The organism is Methylobacterium sp. CM6247 (assembly GCF_054817925.1).
The window spans coordinates 2,685,371-2,703,751 of record NZ_JBTXKX010000003.1 but is presented as its reverse complement, the minus strand read 5'-3'; the positions used below and the strand labels follow the sequence as shown (position 1 = coordinate 2,703,751).

General features: G+C 65.0%; 18 protein-coding genes. 7 read left to right on the top strand and 11 right to left on the bottom strand.

Annotated elements, in window-relative coordinates; translation table 11 throughout:
* Positions 1-15: 15 nt before the first annotated feature.
* From ACYQOP_RS13645 to ACYQOP_RS13635, 3 genes are read right to left on the bottom strand one after another with little or no spacing between them, the layout of a single operon-like run.
* Positions 16-522 carry a dihydrofolate reductase gene (locus tag ACYQOP_RS13645; RefSeq protein ID WP_461222699.1) on the bottom strand — a complete coding sequence of 169 codons (507 nt, stop codon included), beginning with the start codon at positions 520-522 and terminating at the stop codon, positions 16-18.
* Entirely contained in the window at positions 522-1,316 is a 795-nt protein-coding gene (locus ACYQOP_RS13640; RefSeq protein ID WP_461222698.1) for a thymidylate synthase, read from the bottom strand. Before ACYQOP_RS13640 ends, ACYQOP_RS13645 begins: the two co-directional genes overlap by 1 nt.
* Before the next feature lie 54 nt (positions 1,317-1,370).
* Entirely contained in the window at positions 1,371-2,171 is an 801-nt protein-coding gene (locus tag ACYQOP_RS13635; protein ID WP_461222697.1) for a lysostaphin resistance A-like protein, read from the bottom strand.
* A gap of 323 nt (positions 2,172-2,494) precedes the next feature.
* Here ACYQOP_RS13635 and ACYQOP_RS13630 point away from each other — a divergent pair, with 323 nt between their 5' ends.
* A complete protein-coding gene (locus ACYQOP_RS13630) occupies positions 2,495-3,139 on the top strand; it encodes an SspB family protein (protein WP_207413685.1) in 645 nt (214 codons plus the stop codon).
* A 45-nt stretch (positions 3,140-3,184) separates the two neighbouring features.
* Here the strand turns inward: ACYQOP_RS13630 and ACYQOP_RS13625 are convergent, their stop codons facing one another.
* Positions 3,185-4,579: a cytochrome P450 gene (locus tag ACYQOP_RS13625; protein ID WP_461222696.1), complete on the bottom strand. Its 1,395-nt coding sequence runs from the start codon at positions 4,577-4,579 to the stop codon at positions 3,185-3,187.
* 143 nt (positions 4,580-4,722) lie between these two features.
* On the opposite strand from ACYQOP_RS13625, the gene fumC reads away from it, so the two are divergent.
* The 3 genes from fumC to ACYQOP_RS13610 all read left to right on the top strand — a co-directional run bounded on the left by fumC (position 4,723) and on the right by ACYQOP_RS13610 (position 6,735).
* Positions 4,723-6,147 (top strand): class II fumarate hydratase, encoded by a 1,425-nt coding sequence (gene fumC / locus ACYQOP_RS13620; protein ID WP_461222695.1) that lies wholly within the window; start codon positions 4,723-4,725, stop codon positions 6,145-6,147.
* 11 nt (positions 6,148-6,158) lie between these two features.
* Complete coding sequence (locus tag ACYQOP_RS13615; protein WP_207413679.1) at positions 6,159-6,350, top strand: DUF4169 family protein; 192 nt, start codon at positions 6,159-6,161, stop codon at positions 6,348-6,350.
* A gap of 166 nt (positions 6,351-6,516) precedes the next feature.
* A complete protein-coding gene (locus tag ACYQOP_RS13610) occupies positions 6,517-6,735 on the top strand; it encodes a ribbon-helix-helix domain-containing protein (RefSeq protein ID WP_056424607.1) in 219 nt (72 codons plus the stop codon).
* 12 nt (positions 6,736-6,747) lie between these two features.
* Here ACYQOP_RS13610 and ACYQOP_RS13605 read toward each other — a convergent pair whose 3' ends face one another.
* On the bottom strand, positions 6,748-7,515 hold the full coding sequence (locus ACYQOP_RS13605) for a helix-turn-helix domain-containing protein (protein ID WP_419952318.1): 768 nt from the start codon (positions 7,513-7,515) through the stop codon (positions 6,748-6,750).
* Positions 7,516-7,601: 86 nt separating this feature from the next.
* On the opposite strand from ACYQOP_RS13605, the gene ACYQOP_RS13600 reads away from it, so the two are divergent.
* Positions 7,602-8,576, top strand: a complete 975-nt coding sequence (locus ACYQOP_RS13600) for an MBL fold metallo-hydrolase (RefSeq protein WP_461222692.1) — start codon at positions 7,602-7,604, stop codon at positions 8,574-8,576.
* Between the two features lie 95 nt (positions 8,577-8,671).
* Here the strand turns inward: ACYQOP_RS13600 and glcF are convergent, their stop codons facing one another.
* The 5 genes from glcF to ACYQOP_RS13575 all read right to left on the bottom strand — a co-directional run bounded on the left by glcF (position 8,672) and on the right by ACYQOP_RS13575 (position 15,009).
* Positions 8,672-10,057, bottom strand: a complete 1,386-nt coding sequence (gene glcF / locus ACYQOP_RS13595; RefSeq protein WP_461222691.1) for a glycolate oxidase subunit GlcF — start codon at positions 10,055-10,057, stop codon at positions 8,672-8,674.
* Positions 10,058-10,510: 453 nt separating this feature from the next.
* Complete coding sequence (locus ACYQOP_RS13590) at positions 10,511-11,179, bottom strand: hypothetical protein (RefSeq protein WP_461222690.1); 669 nt, start codon at positions 11,177-11,179, stop codon at positions 10,511-10,513.
* A gap of 1 nt (position 11,180) precedes the next feature.
* Positions 11,181-12,368 (bottom strand): FAD-binding protein, encoded by a 1,188-nt coding sequence (locus tag ACYQOP_RS13585; RefSeq protein WP_461222689.1) that lies wholly within the window; start codon positions 12,366-12,368, stop codon positions 11,181-11,183.
* 88 nt (positions 12,369-12,456) lie between these two features.
* On the bottom strand, positions 12,457-13,905 hold the full coding sequence (locus tag ACYQOP_RS13580; RefSeq protein WP_461222688.1) for a lipopolysaccharide biosynthesis protein: 1,449 nt from the start codon (positions 13,903-13,905) through the stop codon (positions 12,457-12,459).
* Between the two features lie 102 nt (positions 13,906-14,007).
* A complete protein-coding gene (locus ACYQOP_RS13575) occupies positions 14,008-15,009 on the bottom strand; it encodes a magnesium transporter CorA family protein (RefSeq protein ID WP_207413668.1) in 1,002 nt (333 codons plus the stop codon).
* Between the two features lie 214 nt (positions 15,010-15,223).
* On the opposite strand from ACYQOP_RS13575, the gene groES reads away from it, so the two are divergent.
* A complete protein-coding gene (gene groES, locus ACYQOP_RS13570; protein ID WP_018042554.1) occupies positions 15,224-15,511 on the top strand; it encodes a co-chaperone GroES in 288 nt (95 codons plus the stop codon).
* Positions 15,512-15,604: 93 nt separating this feature from the next.
* Positions 15,605-17,248 carry a chaperonin GroEL gene (gene groL / locus ACYQOP_RS13565; protein WP_056424589.1) on the top strand — a complete coding sequence of 548 codons (1,644 nt, stop codon included), beginning with the start codon at positions 15,605-15,607 and terminating at the stop codon, positions 17,246-17,248.
* A gap of 232 nt (positions 17,249-17,480) precedes the next feature.
* Here groL and ACYQOP_RS13560 read toward each other — a convergent pair whose 3' ends face one another.
* Positions 17,481-18,212 (bottom strand): hypothetical protein, encoded by a 732-nt coding sequence (locus ACYQOP_RS13560; protein ID WP_461222687.1) that lies wholly within the window; start codon positions 18,210-18,212, stop codon positions 17,481-17,483.
* Positions 18,213-18,381 lie beyond the last annotated feature (169 nt).

Below are 18,381 nucleotides of genomic sequence, written 5' to 3'. Positions count from 1 at the left end.
CGTCGCGGCGTAGAGTTACCGGACCCGTTCCATATCAACGAATGCGAAGGCGCATTCATCCCGATCGCCGGACGGGTGTGCGACCCGGGATGTCTCGCGGAAGGTACCTCTGTCGAAGCTGGGGAAGACGGTGTCTCCCTCAGGAGAAATGTCGACTTCCGTCATGTAGATGCGGTCGGCATGCGGTAGCGCCAGGGCATAGATCTCCCCCCCACCGGCCACCATCAGATCCTCCGCATCGCCGGCCGCCGCGATGGCCCCTTCCCAATCGTGCACGACATTGACGTCCGCAATCGAGAGTGACTGATCGCGGGTGAGAACGATGATGCGTCGGCCGGGTAATGGTCGTCCGATGGATTCGTAGGTCTTCCGGCCCATCAGGAGCGGCTTGCCCATGGTGAGTGCCTTGAAGCGGCGCAGGTCGCTGCCGAGGCGCCAGATCAGGCCGTTGTCGCGGCCGATGACGCCATTGCGGGCCATGGCGACGACGAGGCTGATGAGGGGGCGGGAGGAGACAGACATCAGACCGCCACCTGCGCACGGATGGCGGGATGCGGCGCGTAGCCTTCGATGGCGATGTCTTCGAACCGAAATTCAAACAGCGAGCGGACTTCCGGATTGAGAACGAGGCGTGGCAGCGGGCGCTGCTCACGAGTCAGCTGTAACCGCGCCTGGTCGAGATGGTTCACGTAGAGATGGGCGTCGCCCAGGGTATGGATGAAATCGCCGGGCCTGAGACCGGTCACCTGCGCGATCATGGCAGTGAGCAGCGCGTAGGACGCGATGTTGAAGGGCACGCCGAGAAACACGTCGGCCGAGCGCTGATAGAGCTGGCACGAGAGCCGTCCGTCGGCGACATAAAACTGGAACAGGCAATGGCAGGGCGCCAGCGCCATCCTATCGAGGTCGGCCGGGTTCCAGGCCGAAACGATCAGGCGACGGGAATCGGGGTTCCGCCTGATTTCGTCCACGAGCCAGGAAATTTGGTCCACCGCACCGCCGTCGGGCTTAGCCCAGGAACGCCATTGCCGGCCATAGACCGGACCGAGATCGCCGTTGGCGTCGGCCCATTCGTCCCAGATCGTGACGCCGTTGGCCTGGAGCGCCCGCACGTTGGTGTCACCGGTGAGAAACCAGAGCAGCTCGTGAATGATGGAGCGCAGATGCAACTGCTTCGTCGTCACAAGCGGGAAGCCCTGCGCCAGGTCGAAGCGCATCTGGTGGCCGAAGACCGAGAGCGTGCCTGTGCCGGTTCGGTCGTCCTTGCGCGTCCCCTCGGAGAGGATGCGTTCGATGAGCTGATGATAGGCGTGCATCGGGATCCCATTCTTGTCTCCTGCGATACCGCGAAGCGGGTCGGGAGGCGAGCGTCAGGCGGACGCCGGCCACAGCAAGTAGGCGACGACGGCGAGATTGCTCCAGACGTGGAGCAGGATGCATGGCCATAGCCGCCCGGTCCGCCAACGCAGCCAGCCTAGCATCAGGGCCAGGGGGACTAGGGAGACCGGACGGGCGATGCTGCCGACCTGGAGATGAAGCAGCACGAACAGCGCCGAGGTGGAGAGGATGGCTCCCCACGGCTTGAGGAAGCGCGATGCCCTCTCGAACATGGCCCCGCGCATCAGCAGCTCCTCCGCCACGGGAGCCAGGACGATCGTGAAGGCGAGCCAAGCGACCGCGCCCGTCCTGCTGAGCAGGGGCGACAGGCCGACATTGCGTCCGAACGCCATGTGAAAGGCATCCGCGGTCGCGATCACCCACAGAATATGGAGGAAGGGCCAGAACAGGATGATGGCGAGAAGCCTCGAAGGAGCGAGGCCGGGTGCGTCGACCGGACTGAGCGCGAGCTTGGCGCGCCAAGCCTTGCCCGCGGACCAGATCGCCGTACCGATGACGATGGTGACGATCAGGCATTGTCGCAGGATGTCGCTCGCCACCTCCCGTAGGACCATCTGTTGCGGATAGAGCCGGGGTCGGCGGACGTCGCTGGCCAGCGGATCGATACCCTGCAGGATGTCTGCGCCGACTCGAACGATGAGCATCGCGGCGATGGCCGCGACGACCATGATGGACAGCGTTACCAGGACGAGGCCGATGGCATCCCGAAACGCGGTCGCGGCCAGATGGAACGACGAGCGCCTCGACCGCCCGTCGCCTTCATGGCGAGCCATTTCAGCGATTGCCCGCTCCGCGGACATCTCCACGACAGGATCGGGCTTCAAAAGCGACGCCTCTCCCTCTATATTCAATCCGCTCGGTCGAGAGGCCGGGCTAGGCGCCTGACAGACTTCGGTGAAAGCCGATGGACCCAGGCGTTTTCAGCAGAATTCTGGGTACTTGGATACGGTGTCAATTCACCGCCCCCCGTGGCCACCACGGCGGCAACGGCGCGATTGAAACCTGGGCCCGAGTCCGGCAAGCCTTCACGTCAATTCACCGACCCGGTGCGCCACCAGCGCGATATTCCGGCAGGTACCGGGCAAAGCGACAAGCGATGGCAGACGATCTGATCCGTTACGACCTTCTGGTTCAGGATGCCCTTCGCGGCGTCGTGCGCAAGGTATTGACCGACGCGGCCCGCGAAGGCCTCGCGGGGGAGCATCATTTCTACGTATCGTTCCGGACAGAGGCGCCGGGGGTGCGGATGTCCCAGCGGTTGCGGGAGAAATACCCTCAGGACATGACCATCGTCCTCCAGCATCAGTTCTGGGACCTCGGCGTCACCGAACATGCGTTCGAGGTCGGTCTGTCCTTCTCGGGAGTACCAGAGCGTCTGCTCGTACCGTTCGATGCTCTGAGCGGGTTTTTCGATCCCTCCGTGCAGTTCGGCCTGAAGTTCGACTTGAACGAGACGGCTGAGGATGACGCTTCGGACGATGCTCCACAGGTCCCGGGCTCGAAGAACGCGCCGCGTGGCGCCGCATCGGAGCCGAGCGAGATCATGCCGAAAGGCAATGCCGTCGCGGCGATCGGCGCAAGCGTTCCCAAACTTCTGCCCGCGCAGGGTGCGAGCCAGAACCTCGACAAGACCGAGGATGGCGCGGACGGAAAGCCGGCCCGGCCAGCGGCCAAGAAGCCCGAGGGTGGTGAGGCCGGCGCCGAAGTCGTGAGCCTTGATGCGTTCCGCAAGAAGAACTGAGCCGAAGCGCGCTTCGCTTATCCCATAATGGTGCCGCGGGTCAGGTCAGGCCCGCCGCTCCACTCGCATCCGTAAGCCATGTTCTGGTCGGAGCGTTACGCGCTGCAACGGCGTCACCGGGGCATGATCCGCCGGCAATGTGAAGCGTACTCGACGGATCATATGCGCCAGCACGATGACGGCTTCCTGGAGCGAGAAGCTCTGGCCGATACAGACGCGCGGTCCGGCTCCGAACGGCAGGTACGAAAATCGCTGCACCGCCGCTCTGTTCTCCGGCAGGAAACGTTCAGGCATGAACGTCTCGGGCTCGTCCCATAACGTCCGGTGGCGGTGGAGCACGTAGGGTGCCACCATGATCAGTGATCCCTGCGGGATCTTGATCCGGCCGATCCGATCCTCCGCGATGGCCTGCCGGCTCATGAACGGAACGGGCGGGAACAGCCGCATCGTCTCCTCCATCACCGCCTTGGTGTAGGGGAGTGCGTCGGCATCGAATACATCACCCTGCACCGCATCGACTTCACGCTCCACGTGAGCTCGGGTATCGGGGTCCTGCGACAGACAATAGAGAGCCCAGGTCAGCGCATTCGCCGTCGTCTCATGACCGGCGGCGATGAAGGTGACGATGTTGGCGCGGACTTCGAAGTCGCTGAGACCTTTGCCGGTTTCAGGGTCCTGAGCCTGAAGCAGCAACGTCAGAAGATCGGAAGGCGCCGTTCCACCATCGAGTTGCGCGCGCCGGCGCTCGATGAGCGCGTTCACGACCTCCTCGAAGAAGCGGATCGCGGGCCTCGCCCGAAGGCGGCCGATACGCGGCACGAAGGCGGGGACACCGAATACGTCCATCGGGTCCACCGGCCCGACCGATTCGAGGAAGCGCGTGATGGCGCGGCCGAGAGCGTCGGGATCGCTGGAGAGCCCCTCGGTGAAGATGGTTCGTTCGAGCACGTCGAGGGTGACCCGGGTCGTTTCCAGCGCCACGTCGACGGTGGTGCCATCGCGTCGGGCGAGGCGACGGCCGATTTTCGCCCCGGCCTCATTCATGGGAGCGGCAAAACCGAGGACGTGGCGGGCCGAAAAAATCGGCGCGAGGGTCCGCCTCTGCAGTTTCCACTCCTCGCCCTCCGCCGTGAGAAGGCCGTTGCCGAGGCCCGGCGCGAGAACCCGGCGCTGCAGGTCGTCCTTGCGGTAATTGGCAGCGTTCTCGACGAACAGGTAGCGGATCAGGGCAGGGTCACTGACCACGGTCACGCGGCCCATCGCACCCTCTCGCGCCACGACCGGCTCAACGAAATGCTCTTCGAGCCACGTGGTGATCGGATTGGCGCGCACCGCCTTTAGGAAGGCGAACAGCCCCGGCTGTTCGCGAAGCGGGCGGGGAACGGAAGGACGGAAACGCGGTCGGGCATCGGGCTCCATGGTCGCTGCGTCCACGGGCATCGGCATGTATCCTCGTTGGATTCGACGCGGGGGCGGTGCCTGACTCCGGCACGGACCTGTGACGCCTTTGGTAAAAGCACCATCGCGGTTTGGCCCCGCACCGTCTAAGTAGGGCCGCATACTCCGCCATCTAAGAGGCCACGATGTCGCCGCTCGAAAGCCCCACCGAAACGTCCGCCACCCGGACCGAGTCCGACACGTTCGGCCCCATCGAGGTTCCGGCCCATCGCTACTGGGGCGCGCAGACCCAGCGCTCGATCCAGAATTTCAAGATCGGCACCGAGAAGATGCCGGCCCCCCTGGTCCATGCCCTCGGGATGGTGAAGCAGGCCGCCGCCCTGGTGAACCAGGATCTCGGCGCCCTCGACCCGAAGGTGGCTCAGGCCGTCGCCGCCTCCGCCGCCGAGGTGGTGTCCGGTGAGCACGACCACGAATTCCCCCTCGTGGTGTGGCAGACGGGGTCGGGCACCCAGTCGAACATGAACGCCAACGAGGTCATCGCCAGCCTCGCCAACGAGCTGCTCGGCGGAAAGCGGGGCGGCAAGTCACCGGTCCATCCCAACGATCACGTCAATCGCGGCCAATCCTCCAACGACGTGTTCCCCACGGCGATGCACATCGCGGTCTCGCGCGAGATCAACGACCGGCTGCTGCCCTCCCTGAAGCACTTGCACGACGCGCTCCAGGCGAAGTCCGAGGCGTTCTCGTCCATCGTCAAGATCGGCCGCACCCATTTGCAGGACGCGACTCCCGTCTCCCTCGGCCAGGAATTTTCCGGCTACGTCGCGCAGGTGGCGTTGGGCACCGAGCGCGTGAAGGCGACGCTTCCGGGTGTGCTGGCTCTCGCACAGGGCGGCACGGCGGTCGGCACCGGCCTCAACGCCCATCCGGAATTCGCGGAGAAGTTTGCGGCCAAGGTCGCCGAGCTGACCGGCCTGCCCTTCACCTCGGCCGCCAACAAGTTCGAGGCGCTGGCAACCCACGATGCCCTCGTCTTCACGCAAGGTGCGCTCTCGGCCCTGGCGGCGGGCCTATTCAAGATCGCCCAGGACATCCGCTTCCTCGGCTCCGGCCCGCGCTCGGGCCTCGGCGAACTCTCCTTGCCGGAGAACGAGCCGGGCTCCTCGATCATGCCGGGCAAGGTCAACCCGACGCAGTGCGAGGCGCTGACCATGGTCTGTGCCCAGGTGATCGGCAACGGCACCACGGTGAGCTTCGCCGGCTCCCAGGGCAATTTCGAGCTCAACGTGTTCAAGCCGGTCATCGCCAATGCGGTGCTGCAATCGATCCGCATCCTCGCCGATGCCGCCGTGAGCTTCGCCGACAATTGCGTCGTCGGCATCAAGGCCAACGAGGACAAGATCGCCGACCTGATGAGCCGCTCGCTCATGCTGGTGACGGCGCTGGCCCCCTCCATCGGCTACGACAAGGCTGCCGAGATCGCCAAGACTGCGCACAAGCGCGGCACCACCCTGAAGGAAGAGGCCCTGCGCCTCGGCTACGTCACGGAGGAGGAGTTCGATCGGGTCGTGCGCCCCGAGACCATGCTGGCACCGAGCGTCGACTGACGAGGTTCGATATGGCCGAGATCATCAACCTGCGCTCGGTCCGCAAGGGCAAGGCGCGGGCCGAGAAGGAGGCGAAGGCGGAGGACAACCGCATCGCCTTCGGCCGGCCGAAGAAGGCCAAGACCCTGGCCGAGGCCAAGAAGGCCATCGAGTTCTCGCGCCACGAAGGCCACAAGCTCGTGGGACCGGATTCGGACGGGTGACGACCCTAAAGCGCTCGCAAGTCTCCCCTCCCCCCTCTGCGGGGGAGGGTGGCCCTCGCATGAGCGAGGGTCGGGAGAGGGGAGCGCCATCTCCGGAGAGGTCGTCCCCTCTCCCGCCTGCTCCGCAGGCACCCTCCCCCGCAGAGGGGGGAGGGATGCGCGCTCGATGACCACCGGCACCACCAAACGCTCAGTCATGATCGCCGGCCACCGGACCAGCGTGTCGTTGGAGACGCCGTTCTGGGAGGCTTTGCGCGAGATCGCCGCCGCCCGCGAGCAGTCGGTGCAGGTGCTGATCGGCGAGATCGACGAGGCGCGGGGCGCGCAGAATCTGTCCTCGGCGATCCGGGTGTTCGTGCTGGCTGAAGTGCGCCGGCCGAACTGAGGCCACTGGCGTCTATGGCCGCCGGATACCGACGAGGCTCGCCGAGGCGGGTGCACCGAATGTCTGCCGGAACGCGTTGGCGAAATGGGCCTGATCGGCGAAGGCCGCGTCGTGGGCCGCGACCGTGAAGGTTTCACCCCGAATGACGGCGTCGATCGCCCGCCGCATGCGCAGCCACGAGCGATAGCGCCGGAATGGAACTCCCACCTCGCGGGTGAACAGGTGCTGCATCCGCGAGGAGGACAGCCCAACGGATGCCGCGAGGCGCGGCGCCGACATGCTCGCGTCCTGGCGGGTGCCGAGGCCGGCCATGATTCGAGTGATGCGCCCATCGAGCGTCGGTTCGTTCCGACGCATTGCGAAGCCGGCGAGATCGGCGATGGCCTGCCCCGCCCAGACCGTGGCGCGCCGGCATTCGTAGAGCGAACGAAGCGGCTCGATCTCACCCCGCATGGCGACGCGTGCGCCGTCGATGTCCTCGCCGGCGGCGATCAGGCCCAGGAGAGCCCGCGCTCCGGCCTCCGGCTCGAGATAGAGGACGCCCAAGGGATCGCCGGCGCAATCGAGTTCGTGCCGCATCCCGGCCGGGACGAAGGCCGTGCGGCAGGCGATCCACGGACCAGGCCTGAACCGGATGCGGAAAGATCCATACAGGCCGGCCAGATAGACCGGCGCACCATGCTGGTGGCTAGCGTTGTAGCCGAGCGGTCCGGCAAAGAAGGTGTGCCCGCCCTCGACGTGCCAAAGGGGGCCGAGCGCTGGGCCAGCACGTTCGTTCAAGCGGTGCCCCCTCCCCACGCGCTAGGCCGGTGATCCCCGCCTCGCGGCCCACCGGCGCGGTTGGGTCAGCCGGAGATCCTGTCACGATGATCACATTGAGCCGCCGCCTTGTCACGGGCGCCCTCGCGGGCTTCGCTCTTTCCGGCGCGAGGCCGGCCCTGGCCGGGGCGGCTGCCCTCGCCGAGGCACCTGCATCGCGACGCATCCGGCTCGGCGCCTTCACCATCACCAGCTTGCTCGATGCGGACGAGACCATCGACGGGCCATGGCCGATCGTCGGTGAGGACCGGCCGAGAGAGGAGGTGCAAGCGCTGATGCGGGAGAACCGGCTTTCGCCGGACCGGTTCACGCCGGGCTTCACCCCGACGCTGATCGAGACCGGCACACAGCGCATCCTCTTCGATACCGGAAACGGCGAGGTCGGCTTCATCCCCAGGCCGGAGGGAGGTAGGCTGGGTCAGGCGCTACGGCGCGCCGGAATTGCGCCGGAGACGATCGACCTCGTGGTGATCACGCATTGCCATACGGACCATATCGGCGGCCTCCTGGAGGGCGGCATTCCGCAATTTCCCAACGCGGCCTACGTCGTGGGAGAGGCGGAATACCGCTTCTGGACCCCGGAGGAGCGCCTGTCGGCGCCGGCGGACAGCAACACCTACCGATCGGCCGCAGTGGTGCGCAGCCATCTCGTCCCGCTGCGCGAACGCATCCGCTTCGTCAGACCCGGCGACACGGTCGCGCCCGGCATCGACGTTTTGGCCGCCTTCGGGCACACGCCGGGGCACCTTGCCTTCCATTGCGAGAGCGAGGGGCAGCGAATGCTCGTGTGGGGCGATTGCGCCCATCACGAGGTGGCGTCCCTGAGCCACCCCGAATGGCACGCGTTGTTCGATCTCGACAAGGATCAGGGCATCGCTACCCGTCGGGCAATCTACGCGCTGGCCGCCACCGAGAGGCTGCTGGTCGCGGCCTATCACACGGCGTTCCCCTCGCTCGGCCATGTCGAACCGCGAGGGACAGGCTATCGCTGGATTCCGCTGACCGGATCAGGAACCCCTTGAACCCCGTCTTCCCGTCCGTCCGCTGCCGATCCGAGCCATCGACAGGAAATGCGCAGATCTTGGGGAAATGGTCAGGTCTTGGCGTCGCTTCGGGCTTACTCCGCCGCCTCCAGCACCCGCGTCCCGCCCAATCCCTCGAGCACCGCCGGCTTCGGCCCGCCCGTCGCCCAGTCCAGCAGTTCCACCGTGTGCACGATGGGGATGCTCGTGCCGTTCCCGATCTGAGTGGCGCAGCCGATATTGCCGGTGGCGATGAGGTCGGGGCGCATGCGCTCGATATTCGCCACCTTCCGGTCGCGGAGCCGCCCGGCGATCTCGGGCTGGAGGATGTTGTAGGTGCCGGCCGAGCCGCAGCAGATATGGCCCTCGGGCACGTCCTTCACGGTGAAGCCGGCCTTCTTGAGCAGGTTCTTCGGCTCGGAGCGGATGCCCTGGCCATGCTGCATCGAGCAGGCGGAATGGTAGGCCACCACGAGATCGCTCTCGAACAGAGGCGGCATCAGGCCGAGGCTCGCCACATATTCGGTGACGTCCTTGGCGAGGCCCGAGACCCGCGCCGCCTTGTCGGCATAGGCTGGGTCGTCGCGGAACATGAAGCCGTAATCCTTGATCGTCGTGCCGCAGCCCGAGGCCGTGACGATGATCGCGTCGAGACCGCCGCCGTCCATCTCGGCGATCCAGGCATCGATGGTGCGCTTGGCCTGGGCGTGGGAGGTTTCGGACTTGCCCATATGGTGGGTGAGCGCGCCGCAGCACCCCTCCCCCTTCGCCTGCACCACCTCGACGCCGTGGCGGGTGAGAAGCCGGACCGCCGCCTCGTTGAAATCCGGCCGCAACACGCTCTGGGCACAGCCGCGCAGGAGGGCGACCCGGCCGGCGCGGGCGGGGGCGGCCTCGCCCTGGAGCAGGGCGCTCGCTTCCCGCGCTCGGTTGTCGGCCGGGAAGGTGCCGGGCCGGTCGTTGACGGTGCGGTTCGGCAGGAGCGCGGGGGCGAGGTCGAGCATCGCCGCGAGGCGGTTGCCGACACGGGGCAACTGGGCGACGAGGGGCCGGAACGGCGAGCCGATCTTGGCGGTCAGAAGCGCGAGGCGGAAGCGGTTCGGATAGGGCAGCACGAAGGCGAGCACGCTGCGCAGGAGCCTGTCGCTCAAGGGCCGGCGATAGGTCTCCTCGATATGCGTGCGGGCATGATCCACGAGGTGCATGTAATGCACACCGGACGGACAGGTCGTCATGCAGGACAGGCAGGACAGGCAGCGGTCGACATGCTTGACCACTTCCGGCGTGGCCGGTTTGCCGCCTTCCAGCATGTCCTTGATGAGGTAGATGCGACCTCGCGGGGAATCGAGTTCGTCGCCGAGGAGGAGATAGGTCGGGCAGGTCGCAGTGCAGAATCCGCAATGCACGCAAGTACGCAGGATCTTTTCCGAAGCGGCCATCGCCGGGTCGGCAAGCTGCGTCAGGCTAAAATTGGTCTGCACGGCGTTTCCTCAGGGTCCCGATACGTCAGCCCGCCCGGCGATCTTCCGCCGCCCGGCGCTGTTTCCCGCAGCTTAGAGGGAATTTGGTCAGAAGCCGAGGCTTGGAACGGCTCTAAGCGGCAGCCTGCCGCACCCTGTTAATTCGGGAGGCGTGCGTCGGAATGAAGCGCGTTGAGTGTAAGGATTTGTCGCGGATGCAGATAGCGAACCCAATGCCAAGCCCGTCGACGCCAACGCTGTCAGCCAGCGAGCCAGCCCTCGACGATCATGATGGCGATATTTCCGAGAAACGCTAAAATCGGTTATGCGCGCGAGAACTGGTAGATCTTAGTCAAGAAATAAAAGAGGGATCTTGGGCTATCCATGACAACTCGCGACAAATCTCATTTCTCTGCATAATTTGGAGGCTGCCATCGGGGTATGAAGTCATTAGTAAATCCATTACATCGCAAACTAGTTATTTCGATCGCTTCTTCTCAAATAGACGCAAACGGCTCCGCCGACCCACCAAGAGGGTTCTTCAAAGCTTTTTGGCTCGTCGTCAAGATAAAAGAAATCGACGACGTCGATATCTGCTTCATCGTGTAGATACTCGATGCATTGATCTTTCTTTGATTTGATATTCTCCAAGCATTTTTCTCTTGTGCTACCTTTTCCGAATATAAATCCACATATCAAGCCATATTTGACTGACCCGCTCGATAGGGTGTCAGAACGCTTTAAGACACCAAGAATACGCTTTGCGTCCTTAGCAAACCCTACGGTGGCTGCGTTTCTTTTAACTTCAATCGGAATGATCGGTCTTTCTTTCTTATCAAATATCACTATGTCTACACGTTTTGCGCCATCAACTAGTTGTGGAATTGCGCCTCGTATTTTATTGGCACCGGATTGTTCAAATATTTTTTTAAATGGATACTCCATTACAATAAATTCTTCGTCCAAATTTCCCTCATTATCTTTGAGCAGGGAATCATAGATCGACTCGGCAATTTTTGTCTGTAAAATACCTTCGACGCCGGAATCATTTATAGAAAAACCTTTGGTAATCTTCTCATAGAAGTCGTTTGCGCCTATAATTCCATCTAAAACAGCGTCAATGAGTTCGTCTTTTTTTATCATCTCAAATCCCCGCATACATCCGGCCGGGGTTGAACACTCCCTTTGGATCATGGGCCGCCTTGATCCCGGCCGTCATCCGCAGCAGCGGATCGGACAGGGGCTCGAACACGGCGTTGGCCGCGCGGACCGCGTCCGGCGCCCGCACCAGGGTGGCGTGCCCGCCGGTGGTGCGCAGGACGTCGCGGATGGTCTCGGCGCCGGCATCGCCCTCGGCCGAGGTGGCGAGCCAGACGAGGCCGCCGCCCCAATCGTAGAACCAGCGCGCCGGGCGCCGCTCCGCGATGGCGGCGGTGACGGCAGGGCCTTTGGTGGGCGTGGTGGAGATCCGCCACACAGCGGCATTGCGCGGCTCCGTCAGCGGGATCACGTCGCGGATCGCGGCCCAGAGGACGGCGCCGATTCCGTCCTCGATGATCTCCGGCTCGCCGAAGCGCCGCAGGAGCTTGCGCAACTCGCCCAGGCGGTAATCGAGGGAATCCGAGAATCCCTCCAGGCGCATCAGGGTGCGGGGGCTCGGCCCGTCGAGGCCGCTCGGGAGGTGAGCGGCGCCGGTGAGTTCGAACGGCGATCCGAGGGCGGCGCTGAGGGCCGCCACCGCCGTGGCGTCGTCCAGGCCGGAAAAGGCCAGGGTCGCCGTCCGTTCCTGCACCGGCAGAACCTTGAAAGTCACCTCGGTGAGAAGGCCGAGGGTGCCCCACGAGCCGGCCATCAGCTTGACGAGGTCGAGGCCGGTGACATTCTTCATCACCCGGCCGCCGGACTTGATGGCCTCGCCCCGCCCGTTGACGAAGCGGACGCCGATCAGGCTGTCGCGGGCCGCTCCCGCATTGATCCGGCGCGGTCCCGCATTGTTGGTCGCTGCCACGGCACCGAAGGTCGGCTCCCCGGCCGAGCCCATCAGGATGCGATGGTCCATCGGCTCGAAGGGCAGCATCTGGCCGCGTTCCGCCAGCAAGGCCTGGACCTGCGCGAGGGGAGTTCCGGCCCGGGCGGCGACCACCATCTCGGCCGGCTCGTAGAGGGTGATCCCAGTCAGACGAAGGGAAGAGAGGGTGGCTTCGTCCTGGGCGGGGCGGCCGATCGCGGCCTTGGTTCCCCCACCAACGAGCCGCATCGGCTCGGACCGGCCGGCGGCGTCGGCGACGATGGCTTGTGCCTCGCCCTCGTCCTGAGGCTCGTATGACCGCATCGTTTCCTGCCCGCTGCGATGCTCGACGGCATCTTCAGGCGACCATATGCGTGAAGGGATGCCCCGCTTTCAAGCGGTGCGTTCTGTCTCACGCCGCCGGGGTGACGGCGCGCTGCCGCAGATAGGTCGTCACGAGGCCGCGTAATCCGGCGATGTCAAACACCGCAACGAGCAGGGCATAGACCAGCACACCGAGAGGCAGGCAGATGGCGAGTGCCATGGTCGGATCCATGTGCCTGAACGGTGCCAGGCAGGCCATCATCGCCAGGGTGGCGGTACAGGCGGCAAAGATCTCCCACCAGTCGATCCGCAGGCGCTCCGGACCCGCGAGGGCCCGGACTGCGAGCCAGAGCGTCGAGGCGACGAGGCCGGCGCTCTGCGCCATGGCGATGCCGGGCGCCCCGAAATGCGAGGGCAGGACGACCAGGCAGATGGCATTCACGGCAAGGCCGACAAGGGCGGCGGCGATGACTGGCACCGTCTTGCGCCGGATCTGGAAGATCGGGTTGAGCCCGAAATTGAGCAATGTGCCGCAGAGCAGGCCGGGGATAAGGATCAGCGCATAGAGGGCGAAGGGGCCGCGATAAGCCTCCGGCACGACGAGCCCTTGGAGTGCTGGAAGCACAGCCCAGAGTCCGCCGGCGCAAGGCACCATGAGCGCCACCACGATGGCCGCATTTCGGCCGATCTGGGCCTCGGCCGCCACATGGCCCTCGTGCTCGTCCACCCGCACGGCGAGCTGGAACAGGATAAGGTCCAAGGCCGTGCCGATCATGCTGAGGCTGCGCGAGGCGACATCCGCCGCAAGGGTGAAATAACCGGCCTCCGCCAAGCCGAACGACATGGCGATGGCGCTACGGTTGAGGAACGGCGTGATCTGGTAGATCGCGTTCGCCACGATCAGCGGAAGCCCGTAGGCGCGAAACAGCCGCCAGGTCTCCCCCATCCGAACGCGCACGATCGGCACGGGCGGATCGAGCAGCGGCTTGCGCAGCATCACGACGGGTAGAAACTGGCTGAGCCCGCAAGCGACCAGCACCCAGAGCGGCTGCGGAAACAGCCAGGCTGCGCCCGCCATGAGCAGGAATGACAGGCCGTTCTTGATGAGGGTGAGCTTGAGATAGAGGCCGCCGTCGAATCGCGCGCGAGTGAGGGCTGCGTGATAATCGAACAGGCCGATGCCGAAGGCGGCGAGCCCAGCCCCCGCCGCGATGGCGAAACGGCCCTCCGTGTTCATTTCCACAGTCGCGCCGACGACGGCGCAGAGAGCCGATGCGACCAGGAGGAGGACGGCCAGGATGGCGTAGGCCCGGTCCAGCCCATGGCGGATCCAAGGTTCCTCGCGCCGGACGCGATTGGAATAGAACCGTGTCGCCGACAGCCGCAGCCACTCGAAGACCAGGGTGTTGAGCACCACGGCACCCGTGGTGGCGAGGCCGAACAGGCCGAAATCCGCCGGCCCCATGAGCTTGGCCAGAAGGAGGCCGAGGCCGAAATTGAGCCCGGCATTCAGGATGAAGGCGACGATTACGGCCATGCGGTCGACTCTGGTCGCCGGATTGCCGGCGATGCTCCCAATCCTTGCGCGCTGGGCCGAAAAGATTTCCCTAAACCCCGAAAACGCTCGATCGAACGCGCGTCAGAACCAGCCGCGCAGCTTGAAGAAGACGATGGGGATGATCGCGCTGATGACGATCAGCGATAGACCATAGGGATAGCCATAGGCCCAGTCGAGTTCCGGCATGTGCTTGAAGTTCATGCCGTACATCGACGCGATCAGGGTCGGCGGCACGCCCACTACCGAGACGACGGTGAGCACGCGAAACGTGTTGTTCTGCTCGATGTTGATGAGGCCGAGAGTGGCGTCGAGCAGGAACTGGACGTTTTCCGACAAGCGGATCTCGAACTCGTCGAGGGAGGCGATGTCCCGGCGTAGGGTCTCGAAGCGCGGCATCTCGGCCGCGCCGAGCAGGTGTTCGCACTCGCCGGCGACGAACGGGAGGATGCGCTCAAGGCCGAGCAGGCTCGAGCGGATCTTGCCGAGCGCCTTGCCCCGCCGACCGACGCTGCGGAGGATGCGGCGCAGCGCGAGGTCGCGGCGGCGCGGGGTCTTGCCGGAATCGCCGGCGACGCCCCCTGCCCTCACGTCGAAATCGAAGATCCGGGTCGAGAGCGCGTCGAGATCGGCACCCATCTCCTCCAGAGCGTCGGCGAGGCTGTCCACCAGTTCCTCCACCAAGAGGAGGAAGATCTCGGTGCCGGTCTGGCAAGCGCCGTCACCGTCGCCGATGCGCTTCTTGACCTCCTCGAAGGCGCGCAGTTCGTTGAACCTGACGGTGATGAGCCGGTCCCGGGTCAGGACGAAGCCGAGCGGGGTCAGCTGCGAATCCACCTTGTCGAAGGTGATCATCGGTGTGGAGAGCGAAAGACCGTTCTTGAGCCGGCGCAGGCGGCTCGAATTCTCGACCTCGCTCAGAGCCTTTCGCGAGGGGACGCGCAGGCCGGTGGCGGCCTCGATATGCTCGGCCTCCTCGGCGCTCGGATCGTTGAGGTCGATCCAGATCGCATGGCTCGGCACGCCGCCGCCATTGGCTGCGCCGGAATGCTCGACCGCGCCCTGCGGTCCCTGGAGGCTGATCATGGGGTGATTGTCATCCGTCTGTCAGCGACAGGAGAGCAGAACATGCTGCGCAAACGCGGCATGACGCGTCGTCCGCGTCTTGACTCGCAAGGAGCTTGAGCCTACCTCCGCCCTTGCTTTGGCACTCTTCGCTCGGGAGTGCTAACAGCCTGGGTTGGGCGAGCCCTTCGGCCGCATCAACGCCATCCATGAATTTGAAGCAAGAGGGCAGCTCATGAAGTTCCGTCCGCTGCACGACCGTGTCGTCGTCCGCCGTATCGAAGGCGAAGAGAAGACCAAGGGGGGCATCATCATCCCCGATACCGCCAAGGAGAAGCCGCAAGAGGGCGAGATCGTCGCCGTCGGCCCTGGCGCCCGTGACGAGGCCGGTCGCGTGAACCCGCTCGACGTCAAGGCCGGTGACCGCGTCCTGTTCGGCAAGTGGTCCGGCACCGAAGTCAAGATCGACGGTCAGGACCTCCTGATCATGAAGGAATCCGACATCATGGGCGTCGTCGCCTAAAGCGACCCGGCCCTCTTCCTTCTTCCATTCGAGCCTTTCGAGCGCGCCCTTCGGTGAGCGCCTCAAGGCTCTCAACCTGATGAGGATCTATACATGGCAGCGAAAGAAGTACGCTTCGGCTCAGATGCCCGCGAGAAGATGCTCCGCGGCGTCGACATCCTCGCGGATGCCGTCAAGGTGACCCTCGGCCCCAAGGGCCGTAACGTCGTCATCGAGAAGTCCTTCGGCGCTCCGCGCATCACCAAGGACGGCGTCACCGTCGCCAAGGAGATCGAGCTCGCCGACAAGTTCGAGAACATGGGCGCCCAGATGGTGCGCGAAGTGGCCTCGAAGACCAACGACATCGCTGGCGACGGCACCACCACCGCCACCGTCCTGGCCCAGGCCATCGTCCGTGAAGGCGCCAAGTACGTGGCCGCCGGCATGAACCCGATGGACCTGAAGCGCGGCATCGACCTCGCCACCACCGCCGCCGTGAAGGACATCACGAGCCGCGCCAAGAAGGTCGCCTCGTCCGAGGAAGTTGCCCAGGTCGGCACCATCTCGGCCAATGGCGACAAGGAAATCGGCGAGATGATCGCCCACGCCATGCAGAAGGTCGGCAACGAGGGTGTCATCACCGTCGAGGAAGCCAAGACCGCCGAGACCGAGCTCGACGTCGTCGAGGGCATGCAGTTCGACCGCGGCTACCTCTCCCCGTACTTCATCACGAACGCGGAGAAGATGGTCGCCGAGCTCGAGGACCCCTACATCCTCATCCACGAGAAGAAGCTCTCGTCGCTCCAGGCGATGCTGCCGGTTCTCGAGGCCGTGGTGCAGACCGGCAAGCCGCTCGTCATCATCGCCGAGGACATCGAGGGTGAGGCTCTCGCCACGCTCGTCGTGAACAAGCTGCGCGGTGGCCTCAAGGTCGCTGCCGTCAAGGCTCCGGGCTTCGGCGATCGCCGCAAGGCCATGCTCGAGGACATCGCGATCCTGACCCAGGGTCAGATGATCGCCGAGGACCTCGGCATCAAGCTCGAGAACGTCACCCTCCCGATGCTCGGCCGCGCCAAGCGCATCCGCATCGAGAAGGAGACCACCACGATCATCGACGGTCTCGGCGAGAAGGCGGACATCGAAGCCCGCGTCGGCCAGATCAAGGCGCAGATCGAGGAGACCACCTCGGACTACGACCGTGAGAAGCTCCAGGAGCGCCTGGCCAAGCTCGCCGGCGGCGTCGCGGTCATCCGCGTCGGCGGCGCGACCGAGGTCGAGGTCAAGGAGAAGAAGGACCGCGTCGACGACGCGCTCAACGCCACCCGCGCTGCGGTGGAAGAAGGCATCGTCCCCGGCGGCGGCACCGCCCTCCTCCGTGCCCGTGAGGCCGTCCGCGCTCTCCAGAGCGACAACCCGGACGTCCAGGCCGGCATCAAGATCGTGCTGAAGGCCCTTGAGGCCCCGATCCGCCAGATCGCCGCCAACTCGGGCGTCGAAGGCTCGATCGTGGTCGGCAAGATCACCGACAACACCTCTTCGATCACCTACGGCTTCAACGCCCAGACCGAAGAGTATGTCGACATGATCCAGGCCGGCATCGTCGACCCGGCCAAGGTCGTGCGCACCGCTCTGCAGGACGCCTCCTCGATCGCCGGCCTCCTCGTCACCACCGAGGCCATGATCGCCGATGCTCCGAAGAAGGACAGCGGCGCTCCCCAGATGCCGGGCGGCGGCGGCATGGGCGGCATGGACTTCTAAAAAGTCCCTATCGTCACGTGGAATGGATGCTCTCGCGGTTACCGCCGCGAGAGCGGAGAGGGTCGTCGCAAGACGACCCTCTTTTCGTTACGGATGATCGGACAAGACCGGGCGCTGGGCGGTTAAATGTCGTCGCGCGGACGGATTTGGCCGAATTGAATCCGTGAAACCTTCGCCCGACATTTCAGCCCGTCACGGCAGAGAGCCGGCGAGACTTCAGTATCGGCGGTATTTACCCGGCGCGGCGATTGCACCGGACGTAAGAGGCGTCGCCCTTGGCGCTCGACCATGTCAGACGGTCGCCTTCGACGATCAGCTTCACTTGGGATGTCCAGCGCCGGCCGCCATCGCTGCAGGATGCCGCCACGCTCCAACTCGCGCCCATGCGCCGCCCGTCGCGGAAGGTACAGACGGTATTTCCCGCCCGCGCGCCATTCTCGGTGATCCGCGCCGGAATGTATCCACGGCGCCGCGCGCCGCGGCGGCATGCCACCTCGTTCGGCCCCCAGACGCCGACATAAGCCGCCGCCTCGATCGGTGGAGAAGCGGCAGCGGGGGCATCGGCGCGGGGCGTCACTTCCGTATCCTGCTTGAGCGCGACCGGCCGGATGCCCGGCTGGGCAGGGGATGCAGCGAGCCTGTCCCGGGCAGGCGCTCCAGCGTGAGCAGAGCCAAGCCCCACATCCGACCAGGGCGCATTGGCACGGGGCAGGCGTGAGGATGCCGCCGTGTTCTCGAACGGACCCGGCTCGTTCAAGGCAGCCTGTCCCGTGCCGGTCTCAGGGCGGACAGGGGTATCGTTCGTCAACAGAACTGTGCTGTAGCCGAGGAGAACGCCCCAGCCCATAGCGAGGGATACTGGGAGTATCAAGGCACGGCGCGACCCTCCCGACGGTCCGGTCACCGTCACTGACGGCGTGCCGTCCTCGTTTCTCATATCCTCGCTTTCGATGCCGGCGGCCATCGTTGTCTCCCGTCAAGCCCGACCCTGAGGCCGAGCCAATCCCGTGCGCGCCAATTTCTCGGCGGCACCCACCACCTCACTATTCCGCGACATTCGATCCCCCACCCCGTCCGACATGCAGGCCGTTATCATTCTCAAAGTTGGCTCTCGTCAGGACAGGTGTGTGATT

Excerpts from the sequence above, each read along its gene's own strand:
- ACYQOP_RS13645 (WP_461222699.1), bottom strand. The coding sequence starts at position 522 with ATGTCTGTCTCCTCCCGCCCCCTCATCAGCCTCGTCGTCGCCATGGCC.
- ACYQOP_RS13640 (WP_461222698.1), bottom strand. The coding sequence starts at position 1,316 with ATGCACGCCTATCATCAGCTCATCGAACGCATCCTCTCCGAGGGGACG.
- ACYQOP_RS13635 (WP_461222697.1), bottom strand. The coding sequence starts at position 2,171 with ATGGCTCGCCATGAAGGCGACGGGCGGTCGAGGCGCTCGTCGTTCCAT.
- ACYQOP_RS13630 (WP_207413685.1), top strand. The coding sequence starts at position 2,495 with ATGGCAGACGATCTGATCCGTTACGACCTTCTGGTTCAGGATGCCCTT.
- ACYQOP_RS13625 (WP_461222696.1), bottom strand. The coding sequence starts at position 4,579 with ATGCCCGTGGACGCAGCGACCATGGAGCCCGATGCCCGACCGCGTTTC.
- fumC (WP_461222695.1), top strand. The coding sequence starts at position 4,723 with ATGTCGCCGCTCGAAAGCCCCACCGAAACGTCCGCCACCCGGACCGAG.
- ACYQOP_RS13615 (WP_207413679.1), top strand. The coding sequence starts at position 6,159 with ATGGCCGAGATCATCAACCTGCGCTCGGTCCGCAAGGGCAAGGCGCGG.
- ACYQOP_RS13610 (WP_056424607.1), top strand. The coding sequence starts at position 6,517 with ATGACCACCGGCACCACCAAACGCTCAGTCATGATCGCCGGCCACCGG.
- ACYQOP_RS13600 (WP_461222692.1), top strand. The coding sequence starts at position 7,602 with ATGATCACATTGAGCCGCCGCCTTGTCACGGGCGCCCTCGCGGGCTTC.
- ACYQOP_RS13590 (WP_461222690.1), bottom strand. The coding sequence starts at position 11,179 with ATGATAAAAAAAGACGAACTCATTGACGCTGTTTTAGATGGAATTATA.
- ACYQOP_RS13585 (WP_461222689.1), bottom strand. The coding sequence starts at position 12,368 with ATGCGGTCATACGAGCCTCAGGACGAGGGCGAGGCACAAGCCATCGTC.
- ACYQOP_RS13580 (WP_461222688.1), bottom strand. The coding sequence starts at position 13,905 with ATGGCCGTAATCGTCGCCTTCATCCTGAATGCCGGGCTCAATTTCGGC.
- ACYQOP_RS13575 (WP_207413668.1), bottom strand. The coding sequence starts at position 15,009 with ATGATCAGCCTCCAGGGACCGCAGGGCGCGGTCGAGCATTCCGGCGCA.
- groES (WP_018042554.1), top strand. The coding sequence starts at position 15,224 with ATGAAGTTCCGTCCGCTGCACGACCGTGTCGTCGTCCGCCGTATCGAA.
- groL (WP_056424589.1), top strand. The coding sequence starts at position 15,605 with ATGGCAGCGAAAGAAGTACGCTTCGGCTCAGATGCCCGCGAGAAGATG.
- ACYQOP_RS13560 (WP_461222687.1), bottom strand. The coding sequence starts at position 18,212 with ATGGCCGCCGGCATCGAAAGCGAGGATATGAGAAACGAGGACGGCACG.